Genomic DNA, 17,603 nt, shown 5'->3' on the forward strand with positions numbered 1-17,603 from the left:
ATGCCGTTTAAATCATATTTACTTTATCAAATCCCGATTTTCCAAAATTGGACTCCGAAAGCAATTTTGGGGATTATTCCGTACGGCTCGCCCCGCGTCCGGTTAGAGGAGAAAGTAGGTATGACAACCCAAACTCGCCCGCTCATTGATACGGCTTGGTTGGCAGATAACCTGACTAACCCGAAACTACGCATCATTGATGTTCGCTGGAAGTTTAGGGAGGAAAACGGCAAGGGCGTAGCCTATGACGATAGGAGCGAGTTCCAGGCCGAGCACATTCCTGGCGCCGTGTATGTTGGCATGTCGACGGAGCTTGCAGACAGCACTCAGAACACTCCCGACATGATGCTCGGCCCAGAGGACTTCGGGGAAAGGATGCGTGAGTTGGGTGTTTCCGACGACAGTCATGTCGTGGTCTACGATGACTCCGGGCTTCCATTGGCGTCTGCGCGTCTTTGGTGGGCACTCTCGCACTATGGCCATAAAAACGTGCAGGTCTTGGACGGCGGCTTGCAGCAATGGAAACTCGAAGGTCGACCCACTGAAACTGGCGATCTAACCGTTGAGCATGGTGACTTTGAACCAACAGTGCAGAGCAATTGGATTGCCCGCAAAGCTGATGTCTTGGATGCGATGGGTAAGCCCGGAGTCAGAATTGTGGACTTTCTACCAAACAACCTCTTCCGAGGCGACGGAGTTCACACATGGGGAGGTCGCTCGGGACATATTCCCAGTGCCGTCAACATACCGGCGATATCGAACATCGATCCGGATTTGGCACACATACCCATTGCCGAACGTGCAGCTAAACTAAAGGAACGTGGTTCATTCAAGTTGGCGGATCATTCCAAGCTCCTCAAGCACTATCAGGACAAGGGAATTCAAACTGACGATGAGGTCATCGCCTATTGCGGCCGTGGCATAGCTGCTTCTTGTGGGCTCCTTGCGTTGCGCCAAATGGGGTTCGAAAAGTCCCGCCTGTACGATGGTTCATGGGCTGAGTGGAGCGCCGATGAGAGCCTTCCGGTTGAAACCTCGTGAGATTACGATTTTGGGTCACTTTGGGTGGTCCAATTATTGACGCGTTGCTAGGAGGATATTTTGATGACGGACAATTTCCGGCTGACCAAAGAGGCTGCGCAGAAGTACAATAACCATAGTGTGCCTGCGATGTTCGGCCCATTGGCTGAAGCAACAATGCAGAAGGTTCAGCTTCGAAGCGGCACTTGTGTTATCGACATCGCATGCGGCACCGGGGCTTTGACGCGAGAGATTGCAAGGAAACTGACGGGCAAAGGCCGGGTTGTTGGCGTAGATCTGAACGAAACTATGATTGAAGTCGCGCAGTCCAATCAGCCGGATTGTCGTCATGTGCTCGAGTGGTATGCAGCAGATGTAACCGAGTTACCTTTCGAAAATGCTACGTTTGACTATGCCTTCATACAACAGGGGCTTCAGTTCTTCCCCGACAAATCCACCGCTTTGCAGGAAGTTCATAGGATCTTACGCAATGACGGTCAGCTATTTTTGACATGTTGGCGCGCAGTGTCGCCCTTCAATGGAGCGCTTGCAAAAGCTCTCGAACGGCATGTTGGAACAGATGCCGCAGTAAAAGCCAGAGCGCCTTTTTCGTTTCGAGATGGGGACCTCATTTCGAACTTGTTGGTTGACGCAGGCTTCAAGATAGCTCGTCACGAGCCATTGGTACTTGAGCGAAGATTTATTAATCTTCGCGCGCAAATCATGGCGCTGCCAATCGAAACCGATCTTAGGGATGCAGGTGCTGACGTCACCAACAAGGTCGTGGAAGAGGTTGCAGACGCTTTGTCTAGATATGACAAAGAAGGCGTATTGCACGTACCGCAAGAAGCGCACCTCTTTGTCGCCGCGGCATAGGTCAGCGACCACTGACTCAGTTCTCCATTGCGATCTTTACCATGGTCAAGTGACAATGCGGCATTAGTGGCGGCCCAGCGTGGCTCCGAGTTGACGCTTGAGTCTGCATCAAACTATACTTTTGCCATGGCCAGCGGAAAATACATCGACGACTTGTCGGTTGGCGAAACCTTCGAAACCGGAGGTGTTACGCTGACCGAGGGAGCGATTATTGACTTCGCACTGGTTCATGACCCGCAGCCCTTCCACGTTAACAAAGTGGCTGCCACAGAGTCGAGTTTTGGCGGTCTCATAGCCAGTGGATTTCAGACAATAGCGCTTACTTTCAGGTTGTTCCGCGACACTGGTGTACTTACCGGCACCAACCTGGGTGGACATGGTATGGACGAGGTACGGTGGCTGGCCCCGGTGTATTCAGGCGACACGATCAGCGTGCGCGTCACGGTTGAGGCGATTACACCATCACGTTCGAAGCCAGACCGGGGAACGGTCAAATTCCGATACCTGACATTTAACCAGAACGATGTTGAAGTTCTTAACCTGGTTATGCACCACGTGATGGCATATCGGAGTTAAGGCAGTTTGCAGCGACTTGGGCGCGGCGATCAATTTGAACTCCTATTGTCATCTTCAAGTGTATCCTTGGGCTTGCTACATAAGGCTTCTATTCGCAATTGCGGTCGTGGCGTACATGCAAAAGAGCGTACCCGCAGCCCTTATGCCTTAACCATTACTTGTAGATTGCCGCATAGCGAGGTGCGAAGAACTTGACGAAGGCTCTAACCTCTGGCCGACGATAAGCTTCTGGCGAAATGAGCATTAGGTGCGGCACCGCAAGTTCGGGGATTTCGTCGAAACATCGGATAAAAGACGTGTCTGTTTCAACCAGCTTGACATTGCTGATCCCAAGGCCTTGCCCTGACCTGATCGCCGCATGCATTAGTTCCAGTTCAGTGAAAGACATGACGATCTGGTCCAGCTCTACGTGATTGGTCAACCATTCGTGGAATACATTCGGTACATCGTCCCGCTGAAAGGTAACAAACTGATGCCCGGCCAGATCATTCGTTGACCTCGGTAAGCCAAACTTGTCCGCGTAATTTCTACCGCCGAACAAAGACCAGCGAGCCGTGCTGATTTTCCGGCAGATAAGATCGGGATCAGGATCGGTTCTTGCAAGGCGCAAAGCAATGTCGGCCTCTCCGGCCGTCAGGTCCAGCGCTCGAACGCTGGATAAAAACTCGAATGCGACATCCTGATTGTCGGCGGAAAACTCGTTTACGATTTTGATCATGCGTGCGGAGAAATTTGCCGAATAAGCGGTGATACGGATGGGTTGTGTCGACGTCAAAACTTTCGCGCAATCGGCAAATTCAAGGACTGAAGCCTCGATTGCTTCGGCGAGAGGAACGAGGCGAAGGGCTTCTGGGGTTGGTTTGAACCCGTGCGTACCGCGCTCAAAAAGCATTAAGCCTGTTTCTCTTTCGAGAACATCAATGCGTCGGGCAACCGTTGGTTGGGAGACCTTTAGCTTTCTAGAGGCCGCAAGCGTCGACCCTTCTCTGAAGACAGAGAGGAACACACGAATATCCGACCAATTTCGGAACCCGTTCTTCATTTTTGTAGAACAGCACAATTTTGTGCCGGATACCAGAAAAACAGGTGAAAAGTTACTGTTGTTGCGACACCGCAAGTAACTCGGAAAGGACCATGAGATGGCTTCCCATACAATGTCACCCAGCATCTGGACCGTATTTGATGGACTGTTCGGTTGGACCAAAAGAGCCTGCCCCGAAACCCGTAAGCCGCAGCCTACAGCCAACGATCTTCACGCGGAACGCGACTATATTAATGACGTGATCTGGAGTGATCCCGCTGCGTTTTCGAGTGAACTGGACGTGCAGACCATGATGAGTCTGTATCCAGGAAGGTTCTGACGACACTTGGTGACAATCGGCCGAATAAGGCGATTAGATCCCGCCAAATGCAGCTGCAAGCTGGAAGTGGCAGTCACGCACCTGTGTTGTAGCCATTGAGTTATTTCCAACACGAGACCTTCTCGTGCAACCTGGCGCCTTGTTTGACGATATTGAAGTGAGCCACCTGCTGGTAAAGTTCATTGCCCTCACCTCCGCATGTTCGTTGTTTGGTGAAAGGCAATTTCCTTTGATCCGTTCTTGTAAATTTGCAAAGGCCGCTATCTGGGCTGCAAGCGCAGAAACTAAAAGACGTCTCTGGATCGCAGATCGAACTTTGCAAAGCCTGCTGCAAACGCATCGCAGACCTTCGCGAGAATCCAAGCTAATGGGCCGAACCCAAGGTTCCTCAGGGAGGCTCTTTGCGGGGTTGAGCGCCGTAAAGCGCCATAAACGCAACGATTACGCCAAAACTGATTGAATTCCTCGCTTTTGCAGCCAAATGCGCAGCGCAAAACTTTTGGCGAACAACGCAAACTTATGAGGTGCGCATAACGCTACGCTTCTGCTATTGATTTCATTTATGAAATTCAAGTGTGCTCGCCCATAACTTTGTGCAACGTTTGCGCATAATTTTGCACGATTTTCCCAAAAGTTTGCACACACCCCCAGGGTGACCAATTACATCCTTCCGAAAGTATCTTTGAGTTCTGCGGCTTGAGCTACATCCAGCATTCGGGTTGGCATACCTCGCAGTGCCAAGAGTAACTTGGCTGTTTCTTCCAGCTCTTCTGCTGCACAGACCGCTGAGAACAGATCCTTCCCTGAAACGACAGGCCCGTGATTGGCCAACAGAACCGCACTAAATTTCCCACCCAGTTCGCGGATCAAATCACCGGACTTCGGATCACCCGGCTTAACGTATGGAACAAGTTTGACCGTGCCTACACGCATGACCACGTATGGTGTAAGCGGTGGAATACAGTCATTGGGATCGGTGTCTTCCAGGCAGGACAGAGCAGTGGCCCAAGTCGAATGCAGATGAACCACGGCGCCCGCTTCTGGCCGCGTCTCATAGAAGGCTTGGTGCAGAAAGACCTCCTTGGTCGGCTTGTCGCCGGAGACGTGGTGCCCATCCAAATCAATCTTGGCGATGCGCTCGGGATCGATATTCCCCAAGGTGGAGTTGGTTGGTGTCATGAGGATCCCGTCATCAAGATGTGCCGAGACATTGCCCGCAGTGCCGACGGAAAATCCACGCACAAACAGCGAGGCGCATAGCTCTGACATCTGCTGCCGCAAAGCCGATTCATCCGAACTCATTTGCCTGCCTCCATCATTCTGAGCGCCTTCGCGAAAAAGTCCGGAGCGCCAAAGTTTCCAGATTTTAGAGCCAGCGCAATGGGTTCAGTTTTTCCGACGCTCAGGACAGGTACGCCCGGGTCGATCTCTGGACCAATTGACATGGCAGGAGACCCCAGTGCCTCAGATACGACCTTGGCGACAGCTCCCGACGTCTCCCCTCCGGCAACGACAAGGCGCTTATAGCCCGTTTGGACAAGTTCTCGGGCAGTTTCAGCAAAGAGATTGTCCAGCTTTTCCGCCACAGCTTCCTGACCGAATTGACTTTGGATCGCGCGCACCTCTTCCGGGCTTCCTGATGAGTAAGCGAGGGGGGTCTCACCTGAATGCTTTTCAAAGAAATCCAGAAGCGTTTGCGTGTTCACATCCCCGGACATGACGGCTGGAACATCAATGGCGAAGGTTGGATTGAATTCCGCATGAACATTGATCTGCCCGCGTGTCGCACCTGAACATGATCCTGCAAGTATCGCGGCAGACCCTGCGATACCAGAGATTGCATCGCCAGTATTTTGGGACGAAGTCTCTCTCAGGACGTTTCTGGGTAGCCCCAGTGCTATCCCAGATCCTCCGGTAATCAGTTTGGCATCCTTTAGAGCTTCGCCCCAGGCCAACAAATCTTCATCCGAAATCGCGTCGCCGATCACAAAGCGTTCGTCGGCGTTCTGCAAAGCAGCAGTAATCGCCTCCGATCCTTGCTTCACGGTGTCAACTGGCACCAACCCAACTTCTTCTTCGGTCTGATGCTGCAACCATCGCCTGATGTTGGCATCCGTCATCGGAGTAAGTGGGTGGTTTTCCATCCCGGACTCGTTCAACGGCTTGCCGAGCACAAAAAGATGGCCGTGATAAACAGTGCGACCCGTGGTCGGAAAGGTCGGGCAGAAAATCACTTTTTGCGCGCCCAGTTCTTTGGCCAACGCTTCCGCAACGGGACCGATATTTCCCTCCATCGTGGAATCAAAGGTGGAGCAATACTTGAAGATGAACTGCTTGCATCCTTGATCCTTAAGCCACCGCAGGGCCCGCAAGCTGTCCGCTACCGCTTCCTCAGTCGGTGCGGTGCGGCTCTTGAGTGAGATCACACCCGCTTCGATCTCATCGTCGGCTGGGGTCGTTGGAATACTTGGGAACTGTGCCGTTCGTAATCCACCCTCCGGCTCAACGCCCTTCGCCAAGGTGTTCGCAATATCACTCGCACCAGTGAAGTCGTCCGCTATGACACCGATTTTCATAGTTCAATGTCCCGCATCGGCCCTGGATCCAGCCTATGGATGTGCGGTGCAGCACCGACGGGAAAAATCTCACGCACAAGTGGATCATGGCCGGGCACGATAAGTCGAGGATGCGAAGCCAACCTCTCGAGTGTCTCGAAACCATCCATCATGTCCTGCAAATCGACGACGATGGGAAAGGCTTTGCGCGCCATGAAATTCTCGTAGTAATGCGAGGCATCAGAGGCGAGCACCATCCACCCGGCTGCCGTTCTTACGCGAACACATTGCAACCCGCGCGAATGCCCACCGATGCAGTGTACCGTAACCCCATCTGCAATCTCGGCTTCTCCGTCGTAGAATATGACCTGGCCTGAATAGAGACGCTTTACGACCTCGCAGACATGGTCAGCCGTGAAAGGTGCACGCAGATGGTCATGGCACATGCAGGGACCTGTAGCGAAGGCCATTTCCGCCGATTGCATGTGCAACTTAGCATTCGGGAACATGTGCAGCCCCCCTGCATGGTCATAATGAAGGTGGGTCACGATGACCTCAGTCACCGCTTCCGGCGCGATGTCTAGAGGCCGCAAAGCTTCGCGAGGGTCCATCGCGATTGGGCGGCCACGAGCGGCGGCCTCATCGGAGTCGTAACCGGTATCGACCAGAATGACTTTGTTGCCGCGTTTGAGCACCCAAACGAAATAATCCATCGCATGAGGCGCGTCATGATTATCATCGATAATGAAACTATCAGCGCGCGTCCGGGCGTTGCGATCCGCGTATTTCACAGCGTGGATTTCCCAATCGTTCATCGAATAACCTTGGAATACTGGTGAACCACCTTGGTGGCGATCATATCAGCCACTGCCGTATCAAAGGACTGAAAATGCGCGCTTTCTAGGTGGGCAGAGAACGCCATGCTGTCATCATAAACCTCATAGAGAAAAACTGTCTCGGGATCGTCGCCGAGGCAAACGTCAAACTGCTGGCACCCGGGTTCTCCACGCAAAGAAGTTGAAGCGTTTTCTACCATCAGCGGCAAGAAAGCGCTTCTCCTACCGGGTTTGAGAGTGAAAGTGACAGTGACTACAAACATCAGACAGAAAGTCCTTTCAGACGTGAGAAAGCGCGCTTTGCGACAGGCAGTTGGCTGAGGATCAGACCAATGTTGAGCACCAGCAGAATGGCCGCACCAGGTCGTGAAAAAAAGACCGAAAGATCCCCGTCCGACAAGAACAGCGACCGACGGAAGGTTTCGTCAAACAGGCTGCCCAGAATAACCCCGATCACCAACGGCGCGATTGGGTACTTCATCAGGTTCATGAAATAGGCAACGGCACCGACGCCGAGCATCAGGTAGAGATCATTGATGCCCCCGCCAACGCTGAAAGATCCAATTGTTGTCAGAACCATAACGACGGGCAAAAAGATGGTCTGGGGGATGGCAAGGATTTTGATAAATACCCGAGCGGTGAAAAGCCCCATCAGGAACATCGTGAGCGAGGCCAGAACCAGGATCGCAACCACGCGCAGAATGATCTCGGGATCAATCGTCGGGCCGGGAATCACGTTGTTGATTTTGAAAGCTCCCATCAAAGCGGCCGCAGGTGGTGAGCCGGGAATACCCAACACCAAAAGTGGGATTAGCGCTCCGCCAATACAGGCGTTATTTGCAGTCTCGGAGCACAGCAGGCCTTCCAATGACCCTTTGCCAAACTTGTTGCCCTCGGCAGAGACAGTCTTACCGACACCGTAGCTGACCCAACCGGCGACATCTTCGCCAACTCCGGGAAGTGCTCCTACCCCTGTCCCGATAACGCCTGACCGGCCAATGGTCGGCAGGTAGCGCCGAATAGACCGAAGGTTCGGAAGAATGCGGCCTTTCAGGGCCAGAACTTTCCCGGCCTCAACGTGCCTCAAACCGTCGATAATTTGGGGAATGGCAAAGGCTCCCATCAGGACTGGCACGACCTGAAACCCGCTCATCAAGTAAGACCAGCCGAAAGTATAGCGCGGTTCAGACAAAAGAGGGTCGAGCCCGACCATGGACATCGCAAGCCCGATTAGACCGGCGATCCATCCCTTAATCACCAGGTCTTCGCTCATCAAAGTGCCAGAAAGCAGAATGCCGAACAGGGCCAGTAAGGCTTTCTCCGGGCTTGCGATGTTCTTTGAAACCAAAAGCAGCGCCCAGACAAAAATCAAAAGCGTGATGGTTCCGATAACTGTGCCAATGAAACTGGCCGTCGTGGTCAGCCCAAGTGCTTCGCCCCCTCTGCCCGCTTTGGCCAGAGGGTAACCATCCATGGCTGTTGCCGCGCTGGCTGCTGTGCCCGGAATGTTCAGTAGAATAGACGGGTAAGACCCCCCGTAAATCGCGCCGACATAGGCCCCGAGCAAAGCGATGAGCGAATAGTCGAGCGGGATTTTGTTGCCGAAGAAACCCGTCAGGATCGTCACCGCCAGCGTTGCCGTAAGGCCGGGCAATGCGCCGAACGTGATGCCCAGGAACACGGATGCGATCAAATACAGATAGGTCAGCGGGTCCACTGCCAGGCCCACGAATGCGGTCCCAAACCCAGCCAGTTGCGAAAGGATAAAGTCCATCCGGTCAGTCTTTCCATAACGGACGAAGCGTCACGTAGTAGTGGTATTCGATTTGCTTGAAGATCAGCCCGCCGCGCGCGGGCACGTTCTGCCGGAAAACAAAGGCCATCGCGCAAACAAGGATGAGCGGGGCAAGTATTGCCACCAATGGAACGTACCGCAAAACGCGTTCAGTAGTCGCATTGGCCAGCACCAACAGCGTCAATGCGACCCACAGGATCAGTGTGAACCAATCATCCCGGTGTGCGTTCCAGTCCGCCTGCGTGGGAAAAACAGCAAACGCAAATAGTCCAGCAGTGACAACTGCGATACAGGCCACCAAAGCGCGTCGAGCATGGCCACCGTAGTAGCCGTACGTCAAAGCTGTAATTAGCAACCCGGAACACAGAATGAAGTCCACTCTGGGGACCAGTCCGACGACATATGCAAGAAGGATAAGGCCGATTGTTGAAGCTCGAAAGGCTTCCGACTTGTTCCATCCGATACCCAAAGCACTAAGCGCGTTTTGGGCTCCACCTGAGCGGATCGAAATGGCTAGTAAGACGAAGGACAACACAAGCAATCCACCGAAGATGAACAGCGGTACAATTGCAGCCGAGTTGTACCAATCGGATCCACTCACACCTGCGCGGTTTTCACCCCAAAGCGGGATGTCCGACGTCTTCCAAAGGAAAAAGGTGGAAATTGCTATCAGACCAATCGATGCCCAGAAATCGCGCGCGCGCATGATCAGTGTTTCGTCAGGTTTTTCCATTACCTGCCTCCTTTGGGAAAGGGCGCGATCAGGCGCGCCCTTTCAAAAGTGATCGGATTATGGCTTCTCGATACCCAGCGACGCCGGATCGACAGTGGCAGCGCCCAAATCTTGCAAGGTATAGGCAAAGGTAGCTTCGAGGTTCGCAAACAGCTCTTGAGCTTCTTCGCCGTGTTGACCACCGACATCATAATTGTTTGCAGAGGCCCATTCCGCGACGGTGTCGGAGGCAATCGCTTGCTCGAAGGCATAACCAAGCGCGGCCTTTACGTCGTCCCCGGCTGAACTGTGAACTGCAAAACCGATGGCCTGTTTGAGCGGCAAATATTGGTCGAGACCGTCATAGATGCCAAAGGCAGATGGCACCGTAACTCCTGCAATCTGCGCATCTTCGGGCGTCAACATCGCGAGCGGTTTAAGTTGACCGCCTTCGATCAACGGGGCCTGTTCAGCTAGAGAAGTCACAACCAACGCAACTTCACCCGCTATCGCTGCTTCCTGCCCTGGCGCTGAGCCTTTGTATGGAACAAACTTGAACTCTGCACCGGACCCTTTTTCGATGGCCAGAAGGTTCAAGTGGTGGATCGAACCTGCGCCGGAAGCCGCCGCTGGAATAGTGCCAGGAGCAGCTTTCGCAGCGTCGACCAGTTCTTCCAGAGTATTGTAAGGACTCTCCGCCGGAACCGAGATCAGATCAGGTGATCCGCCAACGATGAACGGATACCAAAAATCAAATTTCTTATCCCAACCACCTTGCACAGCAGCGGTGACGTTCGACTCTGACAGACCAACCAGTGTATAACCATCGTCTGGTTGATTCATGACATAGACCATCCCGTTGGAGCCTGCGACACCACCTGTTTGATTGATCACATTGATCGAAACCGGAAGGTGTTTTTCCATCTCGGCCATGATCATTCGGTTGATCGTATCTGTGCCACCTCCGGCCCCCCAGACCACAGCTGTAGTGATATCGCGATAGGGATAATCCTGCGCAGCAGCTGCGCCTGCAATCCCAGTCGCCATCACGGCTGCGGCCGCCAACCGCCCTAGCTTTAGTTTCATTTCCAAGTCCTCCCAAACAGCTTTGCGTTTATTATTGCATTTATTTGCGTATACATTAAAGAATGCATTGTCAACGGACTGTAGTGAAAGCTGCTATCGCGCTATGAATGCGAAACGGGAAGGAAGCGGGCTAAGATGAAAAAGAATTATGATGTGGCAGTTTTCCACGGCGACGGGATCGGCCCTGAAATTATGGCCCCTACGCTTGAAATCCTGCGTCAGCTCTCGCGCGGCAGTCCTTCCTACGAACTGGTGTTTACAGACGCTCCGGCAGGCGCAGGCCACTACGCCAAAACTGGAGAATCGTTTCCGGTTGGATCACTCGAAACTGCGCGCAACGCTGACGCGATTTTGCTGTCTGCAATGGGCTTGCCGGATGTTCGATATCCTGACGGAACCGAGATTTCACCGCAGATTGATCTGCGAAAGCAGCTGGGACTTTTCGCTGGTGTACGTCCAGTAAAGGTAAGAAGCGGACAAATGACCCCCTTGGCGCTGCCTCCCGGAAAAGAGGTCGACTTTGTCTTGATACGCGAAAGCACAGAAGGACTGTTCTTCACTCAAGGCGCTGGAGAAGTTACCGAACACGAAGCACGTGAAACTCTGCTGATTACTCGTGAGGTGTCCGAAAAACTGTTCCGTTTCGCGTTTGAACTCGCCCAGAACCGCAAAAGAACCGGGCGCGGTCAGGGTCGAGTTACATGTGTCGACAAAGCCAATGTATTCCGCGCCTTTGCATTCTTCAGATCGATGTTTGATGCAGAAGCCGCCCACCATCCCGATTTGCAGGCAGACCATGCTTATGTTGATGCCACCGCACTGTGGATGGTCCAAAAACCTTGGGAGTTTGATGTCTTGGTGACCGAGAACATGTTCGGAGACATCCTCTCCGACCTTGGTGCAGGTCTTATGGGCGGTCTTGGACTGGCTCCGTCAGCGGATATCGGGTTGAATCACGCTGTATTCCAACCCTGCCATGGTTCCGCTCCAGACATTGCAGGACAGGGTGTAGCCAATCCTTTTGCGATGATCCTGTCCGCAGCAATGATGCTTGAATGGTTGGGGTTGACCCATGATCACCCAGGCCTGTCCAAAGACGGCGAACGGTTGCGTGAAGCCGTGGAAAAGGTGACTGCAAACGGACAGAACCTGACGCGTGACCTAGGTGGCACCGCCGGAACGCAGGACGCAGCCTCATCGGTATTGGAAGCATTTCGGGCATGAATACTCGAAAAACCATCAGAGTCGCGTGTGTGGGTGCAGGGTATTTCAGCAAGTTTCACTACGAAAGCTGGTCCCGAATGCCCGGAGCGGTTCCGATTGCATCCTGCAACCGTGATATCAACAAGGCGAAAGAAACAGGACTGACGGCTTACGACGATTTGTCGAAAATGTTGGAGATCGAAGAACCTGATCTCGTGGACATCATCCTACCACCAGTGGCGCAGGCCGACGCCATCCGAACAGCACTGCGCTCCGGAATAAAGTGCTTGATCTGCCAAAAGCCATTTTGCCTGTCTCTAGACGAAGCGGAGAAGATCGTCTCCGAGGCTGAATTGGAAGGCGCAACTATTGTCGTGCATGAGAATTTTCGCTTTCAGCCCTGGTATCGCGCAATCAAACAGGCGATGGTCGAGGGTCGAATTGGGACACCGCTACAAGCGACTTTCCGGCTTCGGCCCGGCGACGGACAGGGACCACGAGCCTACCTTGACCGGCAGCCGTACTTTCAGGAAATGCCGCGTTTCCTCGTTCATGAAACAGCGGTTCACTGGGTCGACACATTCCGATTTTTATTCGATGCGCCCAGTGCAGTTTATGCGGACTTGCGCCAAGTTAACCCCGTTATCTCGGGCGAGGATGCAGGTTACATCCTGTTTGACCACCCCAACGGTTTGAAAGCTCTGTTCGATGGCAACAGATGCCTTGACCACAGTGCCGAAAACCTGCGCCAAACCATGGGCGAAGCTCTCATCGAAGGAACGGAAGGATCACTAGTTCTTTACGGCGACGGCTCAGTAGAACTCCGCGGTTTTGGAAAACAGGAGCGACAGCAGATTCTACCTCCAAGCGATCATGATGGTTTTGGAGGAGACTGCGTCCACGCCTTGCAAAGTCACGTCGTTTCAGGCCTTGTAAAGGGTACGCCGCTGGAAAACACGGCTCGAAACTATTTGGACGTGATCCGCATCGAAGAGAGCATCTATCTCTCGGCTGCGGAGGGACGAAAGATCAACCTGGAGACGCCGTGAAGGATCAGGACGCAAAAACTCTTTCCAATACGCAACGCGCTGTTAGGGATTTGCGACAGATGATCCTGTCCGGCGAACTTGCAGCCGGAACTGACCATCTGGAATCGGAACTCGCGGAAACCCTTGGAATGTCCCGCACCCCGATACGGGAAGCTGCGCTGATGTTGGAAAGTAAGGGCTTGCTTGAAATGCGGCCCCGAAAGGGCGTGCGAATACTGCCTGTTTCATCAGATGATATGCGTGAAATCTACGACATACTGACGGAACTCGAGAGTCTCGCAGCACAGCGCGCTGCCGAAGCGGGCTATTCCGAAGATGAACTGGCGGTCCTTGCTGGATCAATTGCAAAGATGGATCAAGCCATCGAAGCCGAAGACCTTGAAGCCTGGGCCGAGGCCGACGAGTTGTTTCATCAGGAACTCGTTCGGTTGGGCGGCAACAAACGGGTCGAAGCGATTGTTGCAATGATGAGCGACCAGGTGCGCCGCGCACGCGCAACGACGTTGTTCATCAGGCCCCTACCCGTCAAATCCAATGAAGATCACCGGGTTGTTTTTCAAGCGATTAGTGAAGGTCGACCGGGTGTTGCCCGTGAACGTCATCGAGAGCACAGGCTGCAAGCGCAGGCTATGCTTTGCGGGATACTCGAGAAGCACCGACTCAACAGCCTCTGATCTTCTCGCATCCAGTCGTTAATCAACTAAAATAACTGCTTCTTTTCGGCACCAAAGGCGCTCCGAGTACTTGTCCACCGCGGTAATCGGCGGTTGCGTCCGGCGGCTCTAATATTCTTTTTTCATGGTCACTCAACCAATCACTGCATCAATTGGGGTTGTAATAGTACGATTTCGAATTAATTTAGTTCGATATCGTACTAGCGGAGACTCAAGATGCCAAATCGAAGACGTTTTCTCAAGATTCTAGGCGGAGGCACAATTCTGGCGGCAACGGGCGCGGTCGCGTTCCTCGCTACACGCACGCCGCATGAAGCGTTGGCTCCGTGGACGCCAAAACCGTATAACGACCCACGCAAGGCTGCTTTGTCCTACGCGATTCTCGCCCCCAATCCACACAACTTGCAACCTTGGCTGGTCGAGTTCGTTGGGCAAGACAAGGTGCGCATCCACCGTGATCCTGATCGCGAGCTTCCGGAAACCGATCCTTACCACCGCCAGCTCTATATTGGTCTCGGTGCATTTGTTGAGACGATGGTACTGGCAGCAGGTGCGCAGGGATTTGATACCGAGGTCACGTTACTGCCCGATGGAGATGACGGACCCATCGCAGAAGCAGTGTTCGTTCCTGGCGGAGCACCCGATCCACTCTCAGATCAAATCCTCAACCGACATTCAAACAAGGAACCGTACACTGAACAGCGGCTGTCCGAGACGGAAGTGTCGGTCCTTGAAAACTACGCCACCCTGATTACCGATGAAGATTTGGTGACCCGTATTCGAGACCTCACGAAACGCGCTTTCGAAATCGAAATGCGAACCCCGCAGACCTTGAAAGAATCCGTCGACCTGATGCGGATCGGGAAAGCAGAAATCAACGCCAACCCGGACGGGATTGAATTACGCGATCCCATGCTGGAAACGTTGCGACTTACCGGCCTATTGGACAATGAAACCCTGATGAACGTTGACCACCCAGGCACTCAGTCACACATGCGAGGCTACTTCGCCATGCTCGACGCGACGCCGCAATACGCAGTCCTCACGACAGCCACAAACACGCGAAGCGATCAACTTGATGCCGGTCGTCAATTGATGCGGTTTTACTTGAAGACAACCGAAATGGGCCTGGGCGTACATCCGGTCAGTCAGGCCCTTCAGGAGTATCCTGAGATGGCCGATGAATACGTTCTCGCGCATGAGCTTCTTGCGTCACCGGGCCACACGGTGCAAATGTTGTTGCGTTTGGGGTATGGGCCTGAACCGATTGCCACACCCCGCTGGCCGCTGGAGACACGAATTCTGAATGAAGCCTGAAGATGAGACCAACGAAGTCTACCGGTTCTTCACCGAGGTCGGGATCATCAATCAGTTGATCTCGACCAAGCTTGAGGCGTTCTTACCTGGAAGAATGACCGCAACCCAATTTGGTATATTGGGCCACCTGGTCCGGCGTCCCGAAGGCGAAACCCCACTGCAACTCTCAAACGCGTTTCAGGTGCCCAAGACTTCGATGACGCATATGCTCGCCAGCCTTGAAAATCATACCTTGATTACTCTTGAGACCAACCCAAAGGACAAGCGTTCGAAAATTGTCCGGTCGACGCCGCATGGCGCAGAGTTTCTGAAAACTTGTATGGATCGGATGTCGACAGCTCTTGGTCCGGTTTTGTCCGAACTCGGGCCTGAACCGTTCCATGAATCGCTGCCTAATCTGACGCTCATACGCGAAACCTTGGACAGTGAGCGCGACTAGCGGAAACCTGCGTCGGCCCAAGCAAACAGAAAAGCTCTCAGAACATCATACAATCCGCGCCCGGCGGCAGCGGCGGTGATCCTTCTGGCAAGGTGGGCGTGTAGTCAAATGTCACAATCTTTGCGCCACCATCAAATGCCACGAACAGTTGGTTGGATCCCGGCCTAATGGCGATGCCTTCTGGGTCGGTTCCGAATTCCAACAAGCTTTGCTGGGCGAGAAGTTGGCCACCTGCCGTGAACTCATACAGGCTGTTTGACCCTTCCCAGTCGTCAACTATCAGCATGTGGCCGGTACGCGGGTCAATCGCGATGCCCTGCGCCTCGCTCAAGGGCGGAGAGAGCTTCATGGTATCCAACCTCGCCGTCAAAGCACCCTCTGAAGTGAACCACGACAACCGTTCCGGGTCATCTTCTACGGTCACGATCTGCCCCTGGGCATTGATCGCGATGCCTTCGGTATCCGCGAACCCACCTTCCAACTCGAAAGGCGCTCCTAGGCGTGATCCATCCTTGGTGACACGTTGAAGACTGCCGAGACCATCACCCAGCAACAAGTGATCCCCTTCAACAGCAATTGCTTTGATCCGAAAGAGATCGCTGGATATTCGGCGCAATTCATCGCCTTGCAATGTAACGAGAATTGCTTCGGGCCCCTCATTTGCGATCCACAAACCGCAAAACGTTGGATCATAGTCAAGGCTTGCGGGTTGGTTGAGCTCGTAGCGCCCAGTTTCGCGAAGCTGTAATGCAATAGCCGGAACAGTCCCAGCGAAAATCAGGAATGCTATGGTTCTTGCAAACACTCTGGATGCTCCCGGAAAGGTATGATGTTTCAAAAAACTATACCTGATTATTGCGCCCCTTCTGTGAGAAAGAACAGCTCGATAGGCTGAGCAAGGCCACGTATTTCGTGATCCCCACAGCTAACGAACATGTTCGGTGCAGCACTTGCAATGGCTACCGTCGCCAACACTCTCTGACCAATTGATTTTGTTAAGTTTTCAATTCGGCTTGCGACGTTCACCGCACCGCCCAAAACCGTAAAATCAAGCCTGCCGGGGCTGCCGATGTTACCGTAGCTGACCTGCCCAACGTTGATCCCAATTCCAATGTCCAAGGGCGGTTTTTGGAACTCGTCTCGTCTAGTGTTGAGAACTTCCAAACCACTCAGCACACTCTGCGCTGCAAGAGCCGCCATTCTGCAACGGTCGGCATGGTTTTTTTGAGCTTCAACAGTGAAGATCGACAGGATGCCATCACCCATGAACTTGAGGACGTCTCCACCGTTGTCTTCTACGGCTTTGACCACCAGATCAAAATAGTCGCTGAGCGTGTTGAAGACTTCTTCTTCCGAAGAGGTTTCGGAAAGTGCCGTAAAGCCTCGCAGATCAGAGAACATAACCACGGCATCCAGAGTTGTTCGCTCACCGCGCTTGATGTTTCCGCTCCAGACTGCCTCGGAAGGTCCATCTCCTAAATAGGTTCGAAGTAGACCTTTAGACGATTTTCGCATCGTCACAGGTTCCAGAGCGGAAGAAAGGGCAGGTAACACCGCTTCAATCAGCCTTAGATGCTCCGGCGAGAACCCATCCGGCGCCTGTGTAATGAACGTGCAACCATGCAGCGATCCATCTCCGTAATAAAGCAAAGTAGCGTAGTAGTCGGTGCCGCCTTGCTCTGCAAATTCCAAATAGGATGAATGCTCTGTTTCTGAGTCCAGTTGCCGAAGACTTTTGTGAAGCGGCTTTCTATTCGCCAGAATATACTCAAATGAGCTCCCAACATAACCATCCGTCAACGTCGTCTCATGGGTGACATCGTAGCTGTCGGTGCCGTTGGGCGTCCAAACCACGCCCCAAGCAATAAGCAGTGGATTGGCAAAGCGCTGGCCAATGTTTACTCGCCACAGCGGAACTCCGGCTTCGACCAAGGAGGAACAAAACTGTGACACCACCTTTACGGGATCGCCGGAGCGACGACCTTCTGTAATCATCCATTTGGTTAGTCGAGTGACTTCTTCCATGTACCCAAGTTAATCGCTTGCAAAGGATGAGCAAAGACTATTGGAATTGCATTGTCGCTTACATTTTTTGAGCCGCCTG

The 17,603-nt window shown here is 53.2% G+C and carries 19 protein-coding genes; 9 read left to right on the top strand and 10 right to left on the bottom strand.

Annotation, left to right across the window (positions count from 1 at the left end):
• The first annotated feature begins 120 nt into the window (after positions 1-120).
• The 3 genes from ACR3EH_RS09530 to ACR3EH_RS09540 all read left to right on the top strand — a co-directional run bounded on the left by ACR3EH_RS09530 (position 121) and on the right by ACR3EH_RS09540 (position 2,472).
• Positions 121-1,041 carry a sulfurtransferase gene (locus tag ACR3EH_RS09530; RefSeq protein WP_165590777.1) on the top strand — a complete coding sequence of 307 codons (921 nt, stop codon included), beginning with the start codon at positions 121-123 and terminating at the stop codon, positions 1,039-1,041.
• Between the two features lie 156 nt (positions 1,042-1,197).
• Positions 1,198-1,896, top strand: a complete 699-nt coding sequence (locus ACR3EH_RS09535; RefSeq protein ID WP_171187966.1) for a class I SAM-dependent methyltransferase — start codon at positions 1,198-1,200, stop codon at positions 1,894-1,896.
• A gap of 66 nt (positions 1,897-1,962) precedes the next feature.
• Positions 1,963-2,472 carry a MaoC family dehydratase gene (locus tag ACR3EH_RS09540; protein WP_371732002.1) on the top strand — a complete coding sequence of 170 codons (510 nt, stop codon included), beginning with the start codon at positions 1,963-1,965 and terminating at the stop codon, positions 2,470-2,472.
• Between the two features lie 154 nt (positions 2,473-2,626).
• Here the strand turns inward: ACR3EH_RS09540 and ACR3EH_RS09545 are convergent, their stop codons facing one another.
• Positions 2,627-3,478, bottom strand: coding sequence for a LysR family transcriptional regulator (locus ACR3EH_RS09545; RefSeq protein WP_171187968.1), 852 nt, complete (start codon positions 3,476-3,478; stop codon positions 2,627-2,629).
• A 133-nt stretch (positions 3,479-3,611) separates the two neighbouring features.
• On the opposite strand from ACR3EH_RS09545, the gene ACR3EH_RS09550 reads away from it, so the two are divergent.
• A complete protein-coding gene (locus ACR3EH_RS09550) occupies positions 3,612-3,833 on the top strand; it encodes a hypothetical protein (protein ID WP_171187970.1) in 222 nt (73 codons plus the stop codon).
• A 660-nt stretch (positions 3,834-4,493) separates the two neighbouring features.
• On the opposite strand, the gene otnC is transcribed toward ACR3EH_RS09550, so the two are convergent.
• The 7 genes from otnC to ACR3EH_RS09585 are packed head-to-tail and all read right to left on the bottom strand — an operon-like array spanning position 4,494 to position 10,817.
• On the bottom strand, positions 4,494-5,135 hold the full coding sequence (gene otnC, locus ACR3EH_RS09555; RefSeq protein ID WP_171676661.1) for a 3-oxo-tetronate 4-phosphate decarboxylase: 642 nt from the start codon (positions 5,133-5,135) through the stop codon (positions 4,494-4,496).
• Positions 5,132-6,409 (bottom strand): 3-oxo-tetronate kinase, encoded by a 1,278-nt coding sequence (gene otnK, locus ACR3EH_RS09560; RefSeq protein ID WP_171676659.1) that lies wholly within the window; start codon positions 6,407-6,409, stop codon positions 5,132-5,134. Before otnK ends, otnC begins: the two co-directional genes overlap by 4 nt.
• Positions 6,406-7,203, bottom strand: a complete 798-nt coding sequence (locus ACR3EH_RS09565) for an N-acyl homoserine lactonase family protein (protein ID WP_171187975.1) — start codon at positions 7,201-7,203, stop codon at positions 6,406-6,408. Before ACR3EH_RS09565 ends, otnK begins: the two co-directional genes overlap by 4 nt.
• Complete coding sequence (locus tag ACR3EH_RS09570; protein WP_171187977.1) at positions 7,200-7,487, bottom strand: putative quinol monooxygenase; 288 nt, start codon at positions 7,485-7,487, stop codon at positions 7,200-7,202. The genes ACR3EH_RS09565 and ACR3EH_RS09570 overlap by 4 nt, the downstream gene beginning before the upstream one ends.
• Positions 7,487-8,998, bottom strand: coding sequence for a tripartite tricarboxylate transporter permease (locus ACR3EH_RS09575; RefSeq protein ID WP_170804843.1), 1,512 nt, complete (start codon positions 8,996-8,998; stop codon positions 7,487-7,489). The genes ACR3EH_RS09570 and ACR3EH_RS09575 overlap by 1 nt, the downstream gene beginning before the upstream one ends.
• Before the next feature lie 4 nt (positions 8,999-9,002).
• On the bottom strand, positions 9,003-9,752 hold the full coding sequence (locus tag ACR3EH_RS09580) for a hypothetical protein (protein WP_171187979.1): 750 nt from the start codon (positions 9,750-9,752) through the stop codon (positions 9,003-9,005).
• Positions 9,753-9,809: 57 nt separating this feature from the next.
• On the bottom strand, positions 9,810-10,817 hold the full coding sequence (locus ACR3EH_RS09585) for a Bug family tripartite tricarboxylate transporter substrate binding protein (protein ID WP_171187981.1): 1,008 nt from the start codon (positions 10,815-10,817) through the stop codon (positions 9,810-9,812).
• A 135-nt stretch (positions 10,818-10,952) separates the two neighbouring features.
• Between ACR3EH_RS09585 and ACR3EH_RS09590 the strand changes: the two genes are divergently transcribed.
• From ACR3EH_RS09590 to ACR3EH_RS09610, 5 genes are all read left to right on the top strand, one after another.
• Complete coding sequence (locus ACR3EH_RS09590) at positions 10,953-12,041, top strand: isocitrate/isopropylmalate dehydrogenase family protein (RefSeq protein ID WP_171187982.1); 1,089 nt, start codon at positions 10,953-10,955, stop codon at positions 12,039-12,041.
• Positions 12,038-13,069, top strand: coding sequence for a Gfo/Idh/MocA family protein (locus ACR3EH_RS09595; protein ID WP_171187984.1), 1,032 nt, complete (start codon positions 12,038-12,040; stop codon positions 13,067-13,069). Before ACR3EH_RS09590 ends, ACR3EH_RS09595 begins: the two co-directional genes overlap by 4 nt.
• Positions 13,066-13,743: a GntR family transcriptional regulator gene (locus ACR3EH_RS09600; protein WP_171187986.1), complete on the top strand. Its 678-nt coding sequence runs from the start codon at positions 13,066-13,068 to the stop codon at positions 13,741-13,743. The genes ACR3EH_RS09595 and ACR3EH_RS09600 overlap by 4 nt, the downstream gene beginning before the upstream one ends.
• 216 nt (positions 13,744-13,959) lie before the next feature.
• Positions 13,960-15,060 (top strand): Acg family FMN-binding oxidoreductase, encoded by a 1,101-nt coding sequence (locus ACR3EH_RS09605; protein WP_171187988.1) that lies wholly within the window; start codon positions 13,960-13,962, stop codon positions 15,058-15,060.
• Complete coding sequence (locus tag ACR3EH_RS09610; RefSeq protein ID WP_171187990.1) at positions 15,050-15,499, top strand: MarR family winged helix-turn-helix transcriptional regulator; 450 nt, start codon at positions 15,050-15,052, stop codon at positions 15,497-15,499. The genes ACR3EH_RS09605 and ACR3EH_RS09610 overlap by 11 nt, the downstream gene beginning before the upstream one ends.
• A gap of 37 nt (positions 15,500-15,536) precedes the next feature.
• On the opposite strand, the gene ACR3EH_RS09615 is transcribed toward ACR3EH_RS09610, so the two are convergent.
• Positions 15,537-16,304, bottom strand: a complete 768-nt coding sequence (locus ACR3EH_RS09615) for an SdiA-regulated/phytase-like domain-containing protein (RefSeq protein WP_171187992.1) — start codon at positions 16,302-16,304, stop codon at positions 15,537-15,539.
• A 47-nt stretch (positions 16,305-16,351) separates the two neighbouring features.
• Entirely contained in the window at positions 16,352-17,524 is a 1,173-nt protein-coding gene (locus ACR3EH_RS09620; protein ID WP_171676657.1) for an adenylate/guanylate cyclase domain-containing protein, read from the bottom strand.
• Positions 17,525-17,603: the final 79 nt, after the last annotated feature.

It is taken from the genome of Ruegeria sp. BG7 (assembly GCF_056535685.1).